Annotated in this window: 15 protein-coding genes; 4 read left to right on the top strand and 11 right to left on the bottom strand. The window is 73.9% G+C overall.

Annotation, left to right across the window (positions count from 1 at the left end; all coding sequences use genetic code 11):
• Positions 1-2: 2 nt before the first annotated feature.
• On the bottom strand, positions 3-1,262 hold the full coding sequence (locus DWB68_RS14290) for a sensor histidine kinase (protein WP_119425793.1): 1,260 nt from the start codon (positions 1,260-1,262) through the stop codon (positions 3-5).
• A gap of 188 nt (positions 1,263-1,450) precedes the next feature.
• Between DWB68_RS14290 and DWB68_RS14285 the strand changes: the two genes are divergently transcribed.
• Both DWB68_RS14285 and DWB68_RS14280 read left to right on the top strand, forming a co-directional pair.
• Positions 1,451-2,548 carry an ABC transporter permease gene (locus DWB68_RS14285; RefSeq protein WP_119425792.1) on the top strand — a complete coding sequence of 366 codons (1,098 nt, stop codon included), beginning with the start codon at positions 1,451-1,453 and terminating at the stop codon, positions 2,546-2,548.
• Positions 2,545-3,234: an ABC transporter ATP-binding protein gene (locus tag DWB68_RS14280; protein ID WP_119425791.1), complete on the top strand. Its 690-nt coding sequence runs from the start codon at positions 2,545-2,547 to the stop codon at positions 3,232-3,234. Before DWB68_RS14285 ends, DWB68_RS14280 begins: the two co-directional genes overlap by 4 nt.
• A 75-nt stretch (positions 3,235-3,309) precedes the next feature.
• Here DWB68_RS14280 and DWB68_RS14275 read toward each other — a convergent pair whose 3' ends face one another.
• The 9 genes from DWB68_RS14275 to DWB68_RS14240 form a co-directional block, all read right to left on the bottom strand.
• Positions 3,310-4,032, bottom strand: coding sequence for a hypothetical protein (locus DWB68_RS14275; RefSeq protein WP_119425790.1), 723 nt, complete (start codon positions 4,030-4,032; stop codon positions 3,310-3,312).
• 177 nt (positions 4,033-4,209) lie between these two features.
• Positions 4,210-5,322 carry a peptide chain release factor 2 gene (prfB, locus tag DWB68_RS14270; protein WP_119425789.1) on the bottom strand — a complete coding sequence of 371 codons (1,113 nt, stop codon included), beginning with the start codon at positions 5,320-5,322 and terminating at the stop codon, positions 4,210-4,212.
• A 181-nt stretch (positions 5,323-5,503) separates the two neighbouring features.
• A complete protein-coding gene (locus DWB68_RS14265; protein WP_158588327.1) occupies positions 5,504-5,914 on the bottom strand; it encodes a pilus assembly protein TadG-related protein in 411 nt (136 codons plus the stop codon).
• Positions 5,915-5,966: 52 nt separating this feature from the next.
• On the bottom strand, positions 5,967-6,413 hold the full coding sequence (locus tag DWB68_RS16050) for a TadE family protein (protein ID WP_147391700.1): 447 nt from the start codon (positions 6,411-6,413) through the stop codon (positions 5,967-5,969).
• The gene (locus DWB68_RS14260) at positions 6,410-6,802 is read right to left on the bottom strand and encodes a TadE/TadG family type IV pilus assembly protein (RefSeq protein WP_233548849.1); all 393 of its coding nucleotides are present in this window, start codon (positions 6,800-6,802) and stop codon (positions 6,410-6,412) included. The genes DWB68_RS16050 and DWB68_RS14260 overlap by 4 nt, the downstream gene beginning before the upstream one ends.
• On the bottom strand, positions 6,799-7,101 hold the full coding sequence (locus DWB68_RS14255; protein ID WP_233548854.1) for a hypothetical protein: 303 nt from the start codon (positions 7,099-7,101) through the stop codon (positions 6,799-6,801). Before DWB68_RS14255 ends, DWB68_RS14260 begins: the two co-directional genes overlap by 4 nt.
• 42 nt (positions 7,102-7,143) lie before the next feature.
• Complete coding sequence (locus DWB68_RS14250; protein WP_119425787.1) at positions 7,144-8,019, bottom strand: type II secretion system F family protein; 876 nt, start codon at positions 8,017-8,019, stop codon at positions 7,144-7,146.
• Positions 8,016-8,891, bottom strand: coding sequence for a type II secretion system F family protein (locus tag DWB68_RS14245; protein WP_119425786.1), 876 nt, complete (start codon positions 8,889-8,891; stop codon positions 8,016-8,018). Before DWB68_RS14245 ends, DWB68_RS14250 begins: the two co-directional genes overlap by 4 nt.
• On the bottom strand, positions 8,888-10,117 hold the full coding sequence (locus DWB68_RS14240; protein ID WP_119425785.1) for a CpaF family protein: 1,230 nt from the start codon (positions 10,115-10,117) through the stop codon (positions 8,888-8,890). The genes DWB68_RS14245 and DWB68_RS14240 overlap by 4 nt, the downstream gene beginning before the upstream one ends.
• Before the next feature lie 1,653 nt (positions 10,118-11,770).
• Between DWB68_RS14240 and DWB68_RS14230 the strand changes: the two genes are divergently transcribed.
• On the top strand, positions 11,771-13,933 hold the full coding sequence (locus DWB68_RS14230) for an FtsK/SpoIIIE domain-containing protein (protein ID WP_119425783.1): 2,163 nt from the start codon (positions 11,771-11,773) through the stop codon (positions 13,931-13,933).
• Positions 13,934-14,120: 187 nt separating this feature from the next.
• Here DWB68_RS14230 and DWB68_RS14225 read toward each other — a convergent pair whose 3' ends face one another.
• A complete protein-coding gene (locus DWB68_RS14225) occupies positions 14,121-14,588 on the bottom strand; it encodes a hypothetical protein (protein ID WP_119425782.1) in 468 nt (155 codons plus the stop codon).
• A gap of 318 nt (positions 14,589-14,906) precedes the next feature.
• Here DWB68_RS14225 and DWB68_RS14220 point away from each other — a divergent pair, with 318 nt between their 5' ends.
• On the top strand, positions 14,907-15,155 hold the full coding sequence (locus DWB68_RS14220) for a WhiB family transcriptional regulator (RefSeq protein ID WP_119425781.1): 249 nt from the start codon (positions 14,907-14,909) through the stop codon (positions 15,153-15,155).
• Positions 15,156-15,242: the final 87 nt, after the last annotated feature.

Genomic DNA, 15,242 nt, shown 5'->3' with positions numbered 1-15,242 from the left:
GCTCAGGCCTCCTTGGACGGGCCGTGGGGCAGGACGACCTCGACGCGGGTCCCGTGCCCCGGGGTGGAATCGACGCTCAGGCGGCCGCCGAACTGGGCGGCGCGCTCGCGCATGGAGGCGAGCCCGAAGTGCCCGGCGCCGTGGGAGGCACCGGGGGCGAGCTCCGGCTCGAAGCCGACGCCGTTGTCGCTCACGGTGAGCGTGGCCGCCTGGGCGTCGACCCGCAGGCCGAGCTCGATGCGAGTGGCCCCGGCGTGCCGCAAGGCGTTGCCCACCGCGCCCTGGGCCAGCCGCAAGAGGGCCGTGCGGCGGCTCATGTCCAGGGCCTCGTCGCCCTCGACGCTCAGCAGCACCTCGGGTCCGCCGCTCCACTCGGTCTCGGCGAGCCGGCGCAGCGCCGCGGCCAGCCCCTCCTCCTCCAAGGGGGCGGGCGTGAGCGCCCTGACGATCGAGCGGGTCTCGGCCTGCACCGAGGCGGCGCTCTCGCGGGCCAGGCGCAACAGCTCCGCCGAGCGCTCGCCCTGAAGGGCCCGCTCGGCGGCGTGCAGCAGCATCTGGATCGAGGAGAGCGACTGGGACACCGTGTCGTGGATGTCGCGGGCGAGGCGGGCCCGCTCGGACTCCTGACCCGCGCGGCGCTCGCTGCGTGCCAGCTCGTCGCGCGCGGCCACGAGTTCCTCCACGAGGGCCTCCCTGGCCACGGCCTGGCGCGTGAAGGCGCGGAAACCGAGCCCCACGAGCAGTGCCACCGCGGCGCCGAGCATGGGGCCAACCGCGCCAGGCACGGAGAAGCCCTGCTGCACCCCCAGGGTGATCACGGCGCACACCGCGCTCACGAGCACGAGCGCCGTGCCCCAGCGGGCGCCAAGCAGGTGCAGCTGAAGGAAGAAGAGCGGAAAGACGAGGTACGCGGCCTCCGGCAGGCACCACGCCGCGACGAGCCAGAGCACGCTCAGCGTGCCGATCCCCAGCCACACCGCTGCGGGGCGAGACGCCCGCATGGCGGGCGGCGCGTCGTCGGGCAGGGGGACGGAGGGGGTGGCAACACCGGCGGCGGCCCGCCTGCGGGTCCGCCTGACGCCGTCGGCGACGCCTGCCGCGTAGGCCAGCACCCAGGCAAGGATGGCCCCCACCCCCACGGCGGCGCGGGCGTCGGCGGGCGGCACGGAGCGCAACAGCACGATGAGCACGATGACCGCCACGACGGCGTGCAGGCCGAGGCGGAGGCCGGTGAAAACCGAAGCGAGGCGATGTCCGTCCATGAGTGCCCCCCACGCTACGCGGCGCGCCCCCGCTGCGGCATCCATCAAAAGGCGGAGCGCCGCATGCACCAAAGGTCTCCGACCTTCCCATCCCCCGGGCGACGCGCCACCCACCCCCGCGGCGGGAACCTGGTTGAGGTGGGCATCCGGCCCGGATCCGCCCCGTGTTCAGCCCGTGAAAGGACGTCATGTTTCTCGCTCGTCGCGACCTGGTCTTCGCCAAGGGTCGCTTTGCGCTCATCGCCTCGGTGGTCGCCCTCATCACGGTGCTCGTCGGCTTCTTGACGGGCCTCACGGCCGGCCTGGCCGGGCAGAACGTGGACGCCGTCCTCTCTTGGAAGGCCGATCGGCTTGTCGTCTCGGCCCCACAGACCGGGGCGCAGGAGAGCTTCGCGACCTCCGCCCTCACCGAGCAGCAGGTCGAGGCCTGGCGCTCGGCCGCCCCGGACGCCGAGGTGCGTCCCATCGGCCTGAGCCAGCTCTCGGCCAGCCACGGCGAGCTGCGCGCCGGCATCGCCCTCGTGGCCGGCGCCCCGGGCGCCGGCACCGGCCCCGGCGCGGGTGATACCCCCGCCCCCGCGCCCGGCGAAACGGTCCTCAGCCAGGACGCCGCCTCGGCTCTCCATGCCGCCGCGGGTGACACCATCACGGTGGCCGGCCAGGAGCTGCGCGTCACGGCCGTCGCCGGCACGGGCCACTACTCGCACGTCCCGCTCGTCTCGGTGGCCCCGGAGAGCTGGCACGCCGCCGCCCTGCGGACGGGCGCCGAGCCCGCCACCGTGGCTACGGTGCTGGCCATCACGGGCCAGGTGAACGACGACGCCGCGGCCGCCGCCGAGCGCGGGAGCGACACCGTCTCGCTCTCCGGCTTCCAGGCCCTCAGCGCCGTGGGCTCCTTCCGCTCGGAGATCGGCTCGCTCGGCCTCATGATCGCGCTGCTGCTTGGCATCTCGGCGCTCGTCGTCGGCGCGTTCTTCACGGTGTGGACCCTGCAGCGCAAGGGCGACCTCGCCGTCCTGAAGGCCCTCGGCGCCCCGACCGGCGCCCTCGTGCGCGACGCCCTGGCGCAGGCCGGCATCGTCCTGCTCATCGGCATCGCCGTGGGGCTGGGGCTGGTCGTCGCGGCGGGCAGCGCGCTGCCGGACGGGCTGCCGTTTGTCCTCTCCCCGCTCACCACCGTCCTCCCCGGCGTCGTCATGGCGCTGCTCGGCCTCGGCGGCGCCGCCGTCGCCCTGCGCTCCGTGACCCACGCCGACCCCCAGACCGCCCTTGGAAGTGCACGATGATCACGCTGGACAACCTCGTCCTCAGCTACCCCGACGGCGCCCGCCGCCTCACGGCCCTCGACCACGTCAGCCTCACCGCCGACAGCGGCGAGCTCGTGGGCATCACCGGCCCCTCCGGCTCCGGCAAGTCCTCCCTCCTCGCCGTCGCCGCGACGCTCGCGACGCCCGACTCCGGCCGCGTGCTCATCGACGGCCAGGAGATCACGGGCCTGGGCCGCGACGCCGCCGCCCGCGTGCGCCGCGAGCAGCTCGGCATCGTGTTCCAGCAGGCAAACCTCGTGCCCAGCCTCAACGCCCTCGACCAGCTGCTCGCCGTGCCGACCCTCGGCGGCGGCCGGCGGGCCGGGCGCGCGGCCAAGGCAAGCGCCGTCGAGCTCCTGGAGGCCGTGGGCCTCGGCGCCCAGGCCAAGCTCATGCCCCACCAGCTCTCCGGCGGCCAGCGCCAGCGCGTCAACATCGCGCGCGCCCTGGTCTCCTCCCCGTCGGTGTTGCTCGTCGACGAGCCCACGAGCGCCCTGGATTCCCAGGCGAGGTCCGCGGTCATCGAGCTCATCGCCGAGCTCACGGCCAGCAACGGGACCAGCACGCTGCTCGTGACGCACGATCTGCAGCACGCCCACCGCTTCGACCGCCTCGTCACGCTCGTGGACGGCGCCATCGTGGAGCCGGAGCTCGCCGCGGTCTGACGGCGGCGGACACCAGAACGCGCAGAAGGGGCGGGGCCGCGTGGCCCCGCCCCTTCTTCGCGTGCAGTGTCCGGCTCAGCCGGCCGTGATGATGCTGCCCACGCCGCTGTCCTTGACCTCGGGCGCCTGCCCGCCACTGTAAAAGACCACGGCGGCCTTCCCCGTGATGGTCAGCGTGCCGATCGTGTCGGCCTTGACGACGATGTCATCGCCCGCGAGCTTGAGCGAGTCGAGCTGGTTGGCGCTCAGGAGGATGCCGTTGCCCTGGATGGTGACGTGAGTGCACCCGTCGTTGAGACGCACGGCCTCGTGGGAGTACCTGATGACGCCCTTGCCGTGCTCGTCGCACTCGAGGAGGCGTTCGGGCGCGCCGCGGTAGATGTAGCGCGGAGCCGAGTCGTCGCCCGACTTGGCCTTGGCGCCCGAGCTGCTCGCCGGGGCGGAGCTCGTGGCGGGGGCGGGTGCCTCGGCCGGGGCGGTGGCGTCGCTACCGGAGGCGGCGGGGGGCTGCCCCGCACGGGCGGAGGACTCCGCCTCGGCCGGCTCGGTCGTCAGGGAGGCGATGGTGGGGGCCGGCGTGCTGGCGGCGGAGACCGCCGGGCTTGCGAGGCTTGCCGCGGCCGATGACGGGGCGGAGACCTCCGGGGCCGACGGCGGGGCGGTGCTCGCGGCGCTCGTGGCGGCTGCACCCAGCTGTGCGGCGGCGTCCGCCTGACTCAGGGCCCCGCAGGCGGTGAGGGGGCATGCGCCGAGCGCCGCCATGGTGAGGGCGGCCACGCTCAGTGAACGAGAACGCATCGACTCTCCTGCGTCGAGAGGCGCGGCGATGACAGGTTCGCCGCGATGAGGAACGCCCCCAGCCTAGTCCGGGAAACTCTCCGGAGGGAGGAACGTCAGTCGCCTAGCACCGAGCTGCCAGGAGCCTCCCAGGCTGCGCTCACGCAACCCGGAAGGCCCCGGCGGCCGGAGCGAGGATCAGGCGTCGTGGCGGGCCGCGGCGCGCCAGCGGATGCCGGCGTCGACGAAGCCCTCGATGTCGCCGTCCAGCACGGAGGCGGCGTTGCCGACCTCGTGGTTGGTGCGCAGGTCCTTGACCATCTGGTAGGGGTGCAGGACGTAGGAGCGCATCTGATCGCCCCAGGACGCCTTGACGTCGCCGGCCAGTTCCTTCTTCTTGGCGTCCTCCTGCTCCTTCTTCAGGAGCAGCAGGCGGGACTGCATGACGCGCATGGCGGCGGCACGGTTCTGGATCTGCGACTTTTCGTTCTGCATCGAGACCACGATGCCGGTGGGGATGTGCGTCAGGCGCACGGCCGAGTCGGTCGTGTTGACGGACTGGCCGCCCGGGCCCGAGGAGCGGAAGACGTCGACGCGCAGCTCGTTCTCCGGGATGTCGATGTGATCCGTGGTCTCGATGAGCGGGATCACCTCGACCGCGGCGAAGGAGGTCTGGCGGCGGCCCTGGTTATCGAACGGGCTGATGCGCACGAGGCGGTGCGTGCCTGCCTCGACGGACATGGTGCCGAAGGCGAAGGGCTCGTTGATCTCGAAGGTCGCGGACTTCAGGCCCGCCTCTTCGGCGTACGAGGTGTCGCCCACCTTGGTCTTCCAGCCGCGGCGCTCGGCGTAGCGCAGGTACATGCGCAGCAGCATCTCGGCGAAGTCGGCGGCATCCACGCCACCGGCGCCGGAGCGGATCGTCACGACGGCCTCGCGGGAGTCGTACTCGCCGTTCAGGAGCGTCACGACCTCGAGCTCGGAGAGCGTCTTGGTGATGGACTTCAGCTCGGTCTCGGCCTCCGCGAGCGAATCCTCGTCGCCCTCCTCGCCGGCGAGCTCCACGAGCACCTCGAGGTCGTCGATGCGCTCGCCCAGCTTGACGATGCGCTCGAGCTCGGACTGCTTGTGCGACAGGGCAGAGGTCACCTTCTGCGCCTCCTCCGGGTTGTCCCAGAGGTTCGGGGCGCCGGCCTCCTCGGAGAGGCGCCCGATGTCCGCCTTGATCGCCTCGACGTCGGAGACCGCCTCGATGTCGGCCAGGGTTGAGCGCAGCGCGCGGATCTCCGCGGGAAAATCAGTGGAAGCCATAGTGGGGCCAGTCTAGCCGCTCGCGCGGCCAGCATTGCTGGTGCACGACGGCGGGTGCTCGGGTGGGTGGGCGGGGCGCCCCTCAGGCACCCCGGTCCGTTGCCCGGTGGGCCGCTGTGCGCTCGGCCGGACCCGGGCCGCGGCGGAGGCCCCGCCGGCAAGCGCTGCCGGCAGCAGTGTCCTACGGGGCGAGGCCGAGGCGGGCGCGGCCCTCGCCGGCGATCTGCACCGCTGACGGGAGAAGGTCGGCCACGGGGCCCACGGAGGCGCTCGCGCTCAGGCGCACTACGACCGTGACGCCGTCCGCCTCCACCGTCACCGCCTCGATGCGCACCCCGCTCAGCCCCGTATCCCGCCCGACCTCGGCCAGGTAGGCACCGACCGCCTCCCGCACGCGCGGCTCGTCGAGGCGCAGGCGCCCCGGCACCCCTCGCTCTCCGGGCACCGCTTCAAAGGCCTCGAGCCCGGCCGCGGCCGATCCGTCGGCCAGCCCCAGGAGCTTGCGCTGGGCGAGCGCCACCTGCGTGATCGCCGAGACCGTGAGGATGAGGGCGATGAGCACCACGAGCAGGCCGAGCGCCAGGATGCTCACCCGCCCGTCCTCCCCCGCGCAGCGCTTCGGCGTCCCCCGACCGGCTCCCACGTCAGCCGTACCTGGGGCTGAGGACGGTGGCGCTCGACTCGACGCTCGCCACCCTACCGCTGCTCGGGACGAGCGGCAGCGAAACGGTGATCCGCACACTGACCCGCACCCGGGCCTGCGGTCCCGGGCAGGGGCGGTCGCACTCGATGCTCACCCGCACGGCGTCGGCGTCGACCCCGGCCGCGCCGGCCATTTCGCCGCGCGCCTGGGCGACCCGCCGCTCGGCGGTCGCCGCATCCGGGCTCTGCGCCTGGACCGAGGCGAGCTGCTGAGCCATGGTGGTGGCCGCGAGCGCCGCCGAGTGCAGCCCGGCGAGGGCGATCGCGAGGTAGAAGAGCGGCACTCCGAGCAGCACGCCGACCCCTATGAATTCGACGATGGCGCTGCCGCGCTCGCGTTCTTGGCGCCGCGCGGCGCGGGTGCCCCACCCGCGCGGCCCGCGGCTCATGAGAACCGGGTCGCCGTCGCGACCGCCGCCACCGAGGTGGGCCCCTTGACGACGCCGAACAGCGACACCGCCACCTCGACCCGCACGCTCACGCGGGCCCCGGCCTCCGACGGCTCCTCGCTCGCCGAGACCGCCAGCACGGCTCCCTCCCCCAGGGCGTCCGCGGCGAGCGCCTGGGCGCGCCGCGCGCCGTCGTCCGCTGTGGCATCGGCGAGCGCTCCCACGCGCGCCCCGTTGGAGGCGGCGTCTATGGCCATGTTCCGGGCGTACAGGTAGCAGGCGACCTGAACGAGCCCGAGGGCGAGGATGAGGAGCAGGGCCGTGACGAGGACAAATTCGGGCACGGCCCCGCCGCGTTCTCCGCGCAGGGCGACGGGGCGCTCGTTCACATGCCACTCACCTTGGAGATGGCGGCCCTGAAGAGCTTCTCGAGCTCGGGGCCGGCCACGATGAAGAGCCCGGCGACGAGCAGCGCGGACATGAGCGTGACCATCACCCAGCCCGGCACATCGCCCGCCTCGCTGGTTCTGGACCCGCGTCGACGGCGATAGCTCTGCAGGAACCCCGTGACGAGGGCGGTGGCCAGCCCGGCGAGCGCCAGGAGCGCCCGCGCGAGGGGAGCCGGCCGGGCCGGGCCGCCGGAGCGGACGGGTCGACTGGGCGGAGTGAAGCGGCGGTGGGGCCTCATGGTGGCTTCCTTTCGGTGGGGGTCGGAGCGCGAGGCTGGGCGTTACAGGCTCAAGCGGAGCAGCTCCAGGCCGGGGTAGACGGCGAAGATGATGGACAGGGGAAGGACGCCGAAGACGACAGGCACCAGCATCCCGACCTCCTTGCGCCCAGCGGATTCGATGAGCGCGCGGCGCCCGGCCTCCCTCGCGTCGGCCGCCTGGTCGCGCAGGACGGCCGCGAGCGGGGTGCCGCGTTCGCTCGCGACGGCGATCGCGTCGACACAGCGTCCGAGGGCCTCGATCTCGAGGCGGGCCGCGAGCTCCTTGAGGACCGTGGGCAGGGGCGCTCCCCTGCGCAGTTCGGCGACCGAGGCAGCGAGTTCGCTCGCAAGCTCTCCCTTGAGGGCCGTGGCGCAGCGCCCCAACGCCGGGCCAACGCTGTCCCCGGCGGCGACGGAGAGCGCCAGGAGTTCGGCGAGCGCCGGGAACTGCTCGCTCATGCGTTGCGAGCGGCGGCGGGCGGCGCGGCGGAGACGCTCGCGCCGCCACCAGAGGACGGTGAGCACCGACGCGGCGACGAGCACGAGCCCGGCCCAGGGCGAGCCTCCCGGCCTCAGCGAGGCAAGCCAGGAGACAGCGACGGCCGCGGCGGCCGCCGTGGTGGCGGCGATGAGATCGCCCTGGCGATAGCGGACGGGATCGCCCGGCCGCCCCGCCGCGCGCAGCGCCCGGGCCAGTGCGGCGTCGCCCGCCCGAGGGGCGCGCAGCCAGGCGGCCCCGGGCCAGGGCATCGGACCTCCCAGCGGGGCCTGTCCGAAGTGGGGTGCCACCCGGTCGGCGAGGCTGATGCGCCGACCCCGCAGGACGAAGTCGGTCAGGAGGACGAGGCCTGCGGCGAGGGCGAGGCCGAGGAGGATCGAGGCGGCGAGCGGGTTCACGGCGTCCCCACGGCTTCCGGCGCCGGTGTCCCGGCGGGCGCCTCGTGATCGAGGCGGGCCACGCGCAGCATCCAGCGGTAGGACAGGGCCGCGACGAGCGCCCCGAGCGCGAGCACCAGGATGCCGGCGGGCCGCGTGTACGCTGCGGCGATGCGCGGCTCGAAGCACAGGATCACCAGGATGATCCAGGGCGCCGCGACGGCGAGCCGGGCGGCGTTGACGGTCCAGGATTGCCGCGCCTCGAGCTCGCCGCGCGTGCGGAGCTCTGCACGCAGGAAGCCGGAGAGGGTGGAGAGCATCTCCCCGACGTCGGCGCCGCCCACCTGGCGCGTCAGGTGCACGGCGGCGACGACCCGGTCGGCGACGGGATCGGCGAGCCGCTCCCGCAGCGCCTCGAGCGCCTGATCGGTCCCCCTGGCCACGCGAAGGTCGGCCGCAAAGGCGGCAAAGGGAGCACGCAATTCGACCGGCCCCACGGTGCCGAGCTGGGCTAGCGCCTCGCTGAGCGGGAGCCCGGCGCGGACCGCCGAGCGCAAGTGGTCGACGACGTCGGGCCAATCGGCACGCCGGCGGCGAAGGCGCGCCTGATGCCGGGCCGCGAGCCACCACCAAGGGACGAGAGCCCCGGCCGCACCCACGGCGAGCGCCACGGGCGCGGCGTGAGTCAGCGCCCACGTGAGCAGCGCGAGCAGGAGCGCGCCGAGCCCGGCGACGGCGACGGCGAGGGGTGCAGACACGCGCTCGAGCCCGGCGCGGTCCAGCCGCAGCCGCAACGCCCCGGGGCGCCGGGTCGGGGTTCGACGGGGCGTGGCCAAGGCGGTGAAGACGAGGGCCAGGCCGGCACCGAGGAGCAGACCGAGAAGGAGGCTCATGCGACGCTCCCGAGAAGGGCGGCCACATTGGCCCCGGCCCGTTCGAACTTGGGATGCTCGGCGCAGGCCTCCGAACGCAGCGTGAGCCCCCGGCCAGTATCGGTGAAGACATGGGAGAGCTCGATGACACCCTCCGGTGTCGCCCCGCCGAGCAGCGCGATGTCGCTGACGCTGCGCCGGCCGTCCGGAGCCTTGCTCACGTGAACCACCGCATCGACCGTGGCCGCGACCGTGGGCACCACAAAGTCCGCACTGATGTTGGCCCCGGCGAGCAGCGGGAGCGTGCACAGCTTCGTGACCGCCTCCCTGACCCCGTTGGCGTGCAGGGTAGCGAGACCGGGCAGGCCCGCGTTGAGCGCCAGGAGCAGATCGAAGCACTCGGCTTCGCGCACCTCACCCACGATGATCCGGTCTGGCCGCATGCGCAGCGCCTCCTTGACGAGCTGGCGCATGCCGACCTCACCCGCGCCGTCCAGATTGGGAGGACGGCACTGCAGGGAGGCGACGTCCCGCAGGGGAACACTGACTTCGAACACTTCTTCGATGGTCACGACGCGCTCGCGCGGACCGATGGCGGCAGCGAGGCAATTGAGGAGCGTCGTCTTGCCGGCTTGGGTCGCACCGGAGACCACGATGTTGAGGCCGGCGGCCACCGCCGCGGTGAGGTAGCGGGCCGCCTGCGCGGTGAGGGAACCGCGGGCCACGAGATGCTCGAGCCGCTGGGCCCTGGCCACGAACTTGCGGATGTTGACGTTCCACACGCCACGACTGAGCTCCGGGATGATCACGTGCAGTCGCGAGCCATCCGGCAGTGCGGCATCAACGTACGGGCTGGAGAGATCGACGCGTCGGCTCGTGGGGGCCAACATGCGTTCGACGAGCGCTTGCAGCGCCTCCTGCGTCATCCGCAACGGGGTCAACTCACTCACCCCGCCGCGGGCCACATAGATCTGATGGGGGCCGTTGAGCCAGATCTCCTCGATCTCGGGGTCGTCGAGCAGGGGCTGCAGCGGACCAAACCCGGTCAGCGCGTCCAGGATGCGCTTGCGCACGAAGTGCGGATCGCCGAGCGCCGGCAGGTCCTCGCTCAGCGAGCGCAGGTCGTAGTCGTCGACGGCGCGCGCCACCAGCTCGGCGAGCGCTGCTTCACCCTCCGGCGCCCCGGGGGCGCGGCGCATCAACTGGGCACGCACCTGCTCCTCGAGCAGTTCAACGGCCGTCTTCATGAGGTCCCCCCCTCCCTGAATCCAGCGCCTCCGCGCACCGCGCGAGGGGCCGAATGAACGGACACTAATCCGTGACGGCGTCAGGATTCAACCCGCCCTTTCCCTCACGTGGATAACTTGTCCCCGATCGCCCCCGCCCGGCCTGGCAGAAGCGGCCTGTACAGCGTGGACTCATGCCGGGCGCAGAGCCCCCCACTCCGCGACGCAGAAGGAGCGACGCCATGCTGGTTCTGGGAGACGAGGACCCCCGGGCGTTGCTGACGAGCGCCCATGGGGACCAGGGCGCGGGGGCATGGTGCGCGGCGGTCGGCGTGCGGCCGCGGCCCGCGCGGGAGTACCGGGCCGGATACTGGGTTCCGGCCCCCGAGGGCGTTCCCGCCTCCCCCTCCCGCCAGGCCGGGGTCTGCGCCGTCGTTGAACGCGGGCCCGACGCGGGGCTGAGCGTCCTCCTCCCCCGGGGCGACTCGCTGCTGGGACGCGCACTGGCCAACGACGCGAGCGAGGCGCGCGTCAGCTTGCGTGCCCCGGGGGTCGCCCGGCGGCACGCCAGCATCAAGGTGACCCCCGAGGGCGTCATCCTCACCCCCTTGGAGGGGACCGCGTGGCTCGACGCTCGCGCCGCGCGCGGTCCGGCGACCGTCGACGAGCGCACACTCGTGCACCTGGGCGGAGATGACGTGCGATTGTTGCCGGCCCGCCCGACCCCTGCCGCGCGGCCGCTCGGCGATCCGGCAGAGCTCGCGCCGGGACCGCCCGCTCCCCGCACCCCCTGGCTCGCGTTGCTGGCCGCCATCGCGCCGCTCGGCGTGGGAGGCGCGCTCTGGTGGGCCACCGGATCGTGGTTCATGATGCTCTTCGGTTGCCTGGGGCTGCTCACGGCGGGGCCGTTGGCGGCCTCCGAGCTGAGCAAGCGCCGCCGCCTGCGGCGCGCCGAGCGAGCCAGGGCCCTGCGCAGCGCGGAGGAGGCCACGGCTGGCTATCCCTCGCCCGGCACCTTCCTGGCGTCCTGGGGTGCCGCCCAACCCACACCGCCCGCGGTACAGGCCCAGCCCCTCCCACCCGGGCACTCGCGCTTCCCCGCCCGGCTCGGCCCGGCGCTCGATCCCGCCGTCCGGGTGCCGGCCAGCGACCCGGCGCAACGGGCCGCCCGTTACTCGGTGCCGGCACTCCCGGTCCTCCTCTTACCCCTCCCCGGCGAGCGCGTCGGCGTGCGCGGCGCGGGCCCGGGCAGCGACGCCCTCCTGCGGATCATCGGCGCGTGGTGGATCGCCGGCCTGGCCCCCGGCGACACGCTTGAGCTGGCCAGGGACCCCGCGTGGCCCGCCGGTCTGCTCGGCATCCCGGGCGTGCGGCTGGGCGACCTCCCGGGCGCCGTGGTGGCCCGGCTGAGTTGGGATCACCCCCAGCCGGGCGGCGCGACGCCAGAGCATCGACCTCGCCCGCCTGCACCCCGGCGAGACCGCGGCGTGGATCGTCGACCCCGAACGGGGCCGCCTCGAACACTCCCACCGGCGCACGGGCTTCGCGCCGGAGGGCTGCGGTTTCGAGGGGCTCGACGACGCGGCCAGGCGTCTCGCCCGCGCCGCCGCGGCGGCCGCACCACCGGCGCCGGCCCGGAGGTCCGCCCAAGGCGGCCCCTCCGCCGCACCGAGCATGAAGGGCACGGACACGCTCGGCCCGGGCGAGCACGGCACCGCCACGCCGGGGCTGGGTGCGGTCGTCGGAGAGGGCGAGGGCGGGCCGCTGAGCCTCGACCTCATCGAGCACGGCCCCCACGCGCTCGTCGCCGGCACCACGGGCGCTGGCAAGTCGGACTTTCTGCGCGGCTGGTTCGCGTCCCTCGCCGAAGCCCACCCACCCGAACGCTTGCGCTTCGTCCTCTTCGACTTCAAGGGAGGCTCAACCTTCGGCCCCTTCGCCCGCTTGCCGCACACGGAGTGCGTCGTCACGGACCTCGACGCCGAGGCCAGCGAACGGGTGCTCGAGGCGCTCGCCGTGGAGGTCAAGCGGCGGGAGGCGTGGCTCGCTTCCCATGGAGCGCCCGACCTCGCGAGCGCCTCCCGGCTGCCGGGCGCCCCGGCCCACCTCATCGTGGCCATCGACGAGTTCCGGGTGCTCGCCGAGGAGGTCCCGCACGTCTTGCAGCGCCTCGTGCGCATCGCCACGGTGGGTCGCTCCCTCGGCATCCACCTGGTGCTGTCAACTCAGCGGCCCCAAGGGGTCATCTCGCCCGACATCCGGGCGAACGTTTCTCTCGTCGTGGCCCTGCGCCTGGCCTCCGACCACGAATCGAGCGATGTGCTCGGTTCGACGCTGGCGTCGACGATCGATCCGTCGCTCCCTGGCTCCGCCTACGTGCGCCTCGGCGGCGGCTCCCCGACGCTCGTGCGCTTCACCGCGGCGGACGGCGCGGGCGCCGGCGCTGACGATGAACTTCTCGGCCCGCGGCTGAGCGACACCCTGCACCTTCCGCCCGGTCCGGCAGCGAGTGGGTCGTTCGAGGACCGGCTGGCTGCCGCCGGCCGGGGCCGCAGCCGCCCGGCCCGCCCCCTCGTTCCAGCGCCGCTCCCCCTCGCCCCGATCCGTCTACGCGTGGCCGATCCCGGAACGGGCCTCCTCCTCGGCCTGCGCCAGCACGCCGGGGGCCCGCCCTCCGCCTTGCGCTGGGATCCCGACGCACGCACCGGCCTGGCGCTCATCGCCGGCATGCCCTCCGAGCTCGGCCCGGTCGGTGCAGCGATGATCGCCGAGGCGCTCGCCGACCGGGAGCTCGCCCGGCGCAGCATCATCCTCGACGGGCTGGACGCTCACCGCGGGCTCGGACACGGCCACGCGCCCCTCGCCGTGGCCACGGCGGCCGACCCGGCGTGGGCGGACGAGGTGCTGGCGGCGGCCGAGGCGTCGGCCTCCGACCCCCACCCGCTGCTGCTGTGGGTCTTGGGCCTGGGGGCGTGGCTCGGCGACGGCGCCGGGGCGGCCGGGATGCGCCGGGAGGCGCGTCTCCTCGCGCTGTGCCAGCGCCCCGGCGTGGTGCCCATCCTCGCCGGCACCCGCGAGCTGGCCGGCTCGCGCTGGTTGCTCCCTTGCCCCACCCGGATTTACCTGCCGCGCGGCGCCGGGGAGGAGTCCACCGCCCTCTGGCCCCGGCTGACCCCGACCGCCGCCGTTCCCGGACGCGGAGCCCTCCTCGGTCCCGGCCTGCCCGAGCGGGGCGCCCCCGTGCAATTGGTGGTCGCCGACATGGCCGCCGGGACCCCGCGCGAGGACCGTGCAGCGCTCTGGCAACCGCCGCCGGCCGCCGTGCCCGCCGGCTCGCTCACCGCGCCGGCCGTCGCCCGTGTCAGCGTCTCCGGCGAGCCCACGGCGTGGCGGCCCCGTGGGAGGGCGGCCCTTGTCCTCGGCGGCCCGGGCAGCGGACGCTCGTCCGGCGCGCGCCTCCTGTGCGAGGCCTGGGGCGAGCCATGGGCGCAGTGGGTGCCGGGCTCGGCAGCACCGGAGCCCCACCTCTGGGCCCTCGTCGACGACGCCGACGCCTGGCCGCGCGACCCGGCCTACGAGCTCGCTGAACGCGTGCGCTCCGGCGGGCGCGTCATCGCCACGGCCCTCGCCTCGACTCGCCTGCACCTGACCCTGCCCTGGTTCGGCGACCTCGACCCGCTTCTGGACCTCGTCCTCCTCGGGCCGCGTTCGGCCGCCGAGGCCGAGTCCTGCGGCTGGCGGGTCCCCGTGGACAGCTCCGCGCCGCCCGGTCGCTGCTGGCTCGTGCCGCAGGGCCGCACCGAGCCCATCAGGGCGCAGCTGGCGGCCCACCGGTGACCGCCGGGCCCCGAGCGCGGCGGCCAGCGGCGCAGCTGCTCAGCGACACGGTGGCTCGGGAAAACACAGGCCGCCCTCCCGCCACAACGTGGCAAGGGGCGGCGTGTGCCCGGTGGCTCCGCGCTGGCCGCTTCGCCTCAAGGTCGGCGCGCGGGGGCTGCCGGCGCGCCGGCGGCCGGCGGCGCGATCAGCGTCGGGGCTGGTCGTCGGCCTCGAGGAAGCGGCGCGTCGCTGGGGAGAACACGAGGACGAGCGCCACGGCGGCCGGCACGAGGCACACGACGCCAAGCACCGGAGCGCCGCCGCCCAGGAACTGACCGGAGAGGATCACCTGGAAAAGCTGCCACACCACCACGGCGGCGCGTGTCCAGGCCCGCCCCACAAAGTGCTTGGCCGCCACGGAGGAGGCAAAGGCAGCGGCACCCACCATGAGGGCCACGAGGAAGAGGCGGCCGCCCACGTTCAGCGGCCCGGGCGCGGAGAGCGTGAACACCAAGCTGAGCGCACCCCACAGCACCAGCACCGCCTCGAGGCCCATGATGAGCGTCGTCACGATCACGGGCCACGGGCGAGGCGCGACCGCCTGGGCCGGGACCGCGGCGGAGGCGGAGGCGTTGTCGCGGGCAGGCTTGCGGGGCTTCGGGGAGGGGCTCACCCCACCAGTCTACGAAACGGCCGCCGCCCGCGAAGACGCGCGGTTCCCGTCCGCGCGACAGCACCTGCCGGCGCCCCGAGGCGCGAGCGCCCTGCCGCTACACGCGGTAAAAGACAAGAGGGTGCGCCCAAGATGAACGGTGAGAAACCCCACAGGTTTCCAAGCCATTTCGGAGGAACCCCACCCTTGTCACCTTCCTTCACACATGAAAACATTGAAAGGAATGACCAAGGGTGTGTTTGCCCGTCTGGCCACGCCCTCTCTGCCATCCCCCCGGTGGTGCGGGTGTGCCCTGCTAAACCAAGGAGAACCACGAGCATGAGTTGGCGCGACAAGGCCGCCTGTTTGGATAAGGACCCGGACCTGTTCTTCCCCGTGGGTAATACCGGTCCTGCCCTCCTCCAGATCGAGGAGGCCAAGGGTGTTTGCCGCAGCTGCGAGGTCGTTGACAAGTGCCTGCAGTGGGCCATCGAGTCCGGCCAGGACGCCGGCGTGTGGGGCGGCATGAGCGAGGACGAGCGTCGCGCCATGAAGCGCCGCGCCGCCCGCGCCCGTCGCGCCTCCTAAGGCACCACAGGGTCAAGTCCCCGGTAGTGGTGTAGCGCTCGGTCCTTCGATGTGTGGGGTCAGGCGCTGAGTCCGAGGATGCTGTCG

Origin of the sequence: Galactobacter valiniphilus (assembly GCF_003575975.1) — a bacterium.
Taxonomy (GTDB): Bacteria; Actinomycetota; Actinomycetes; order Actinomycetales; family Micrococcaceae; genus Galactobacter; species Galactobacter valiniphilus.
The sequence above is the reverse complement of the archived record's forward strand: the minus strand, read 5'-3'. Positions and strand labels throughout refer to the sequence as shown.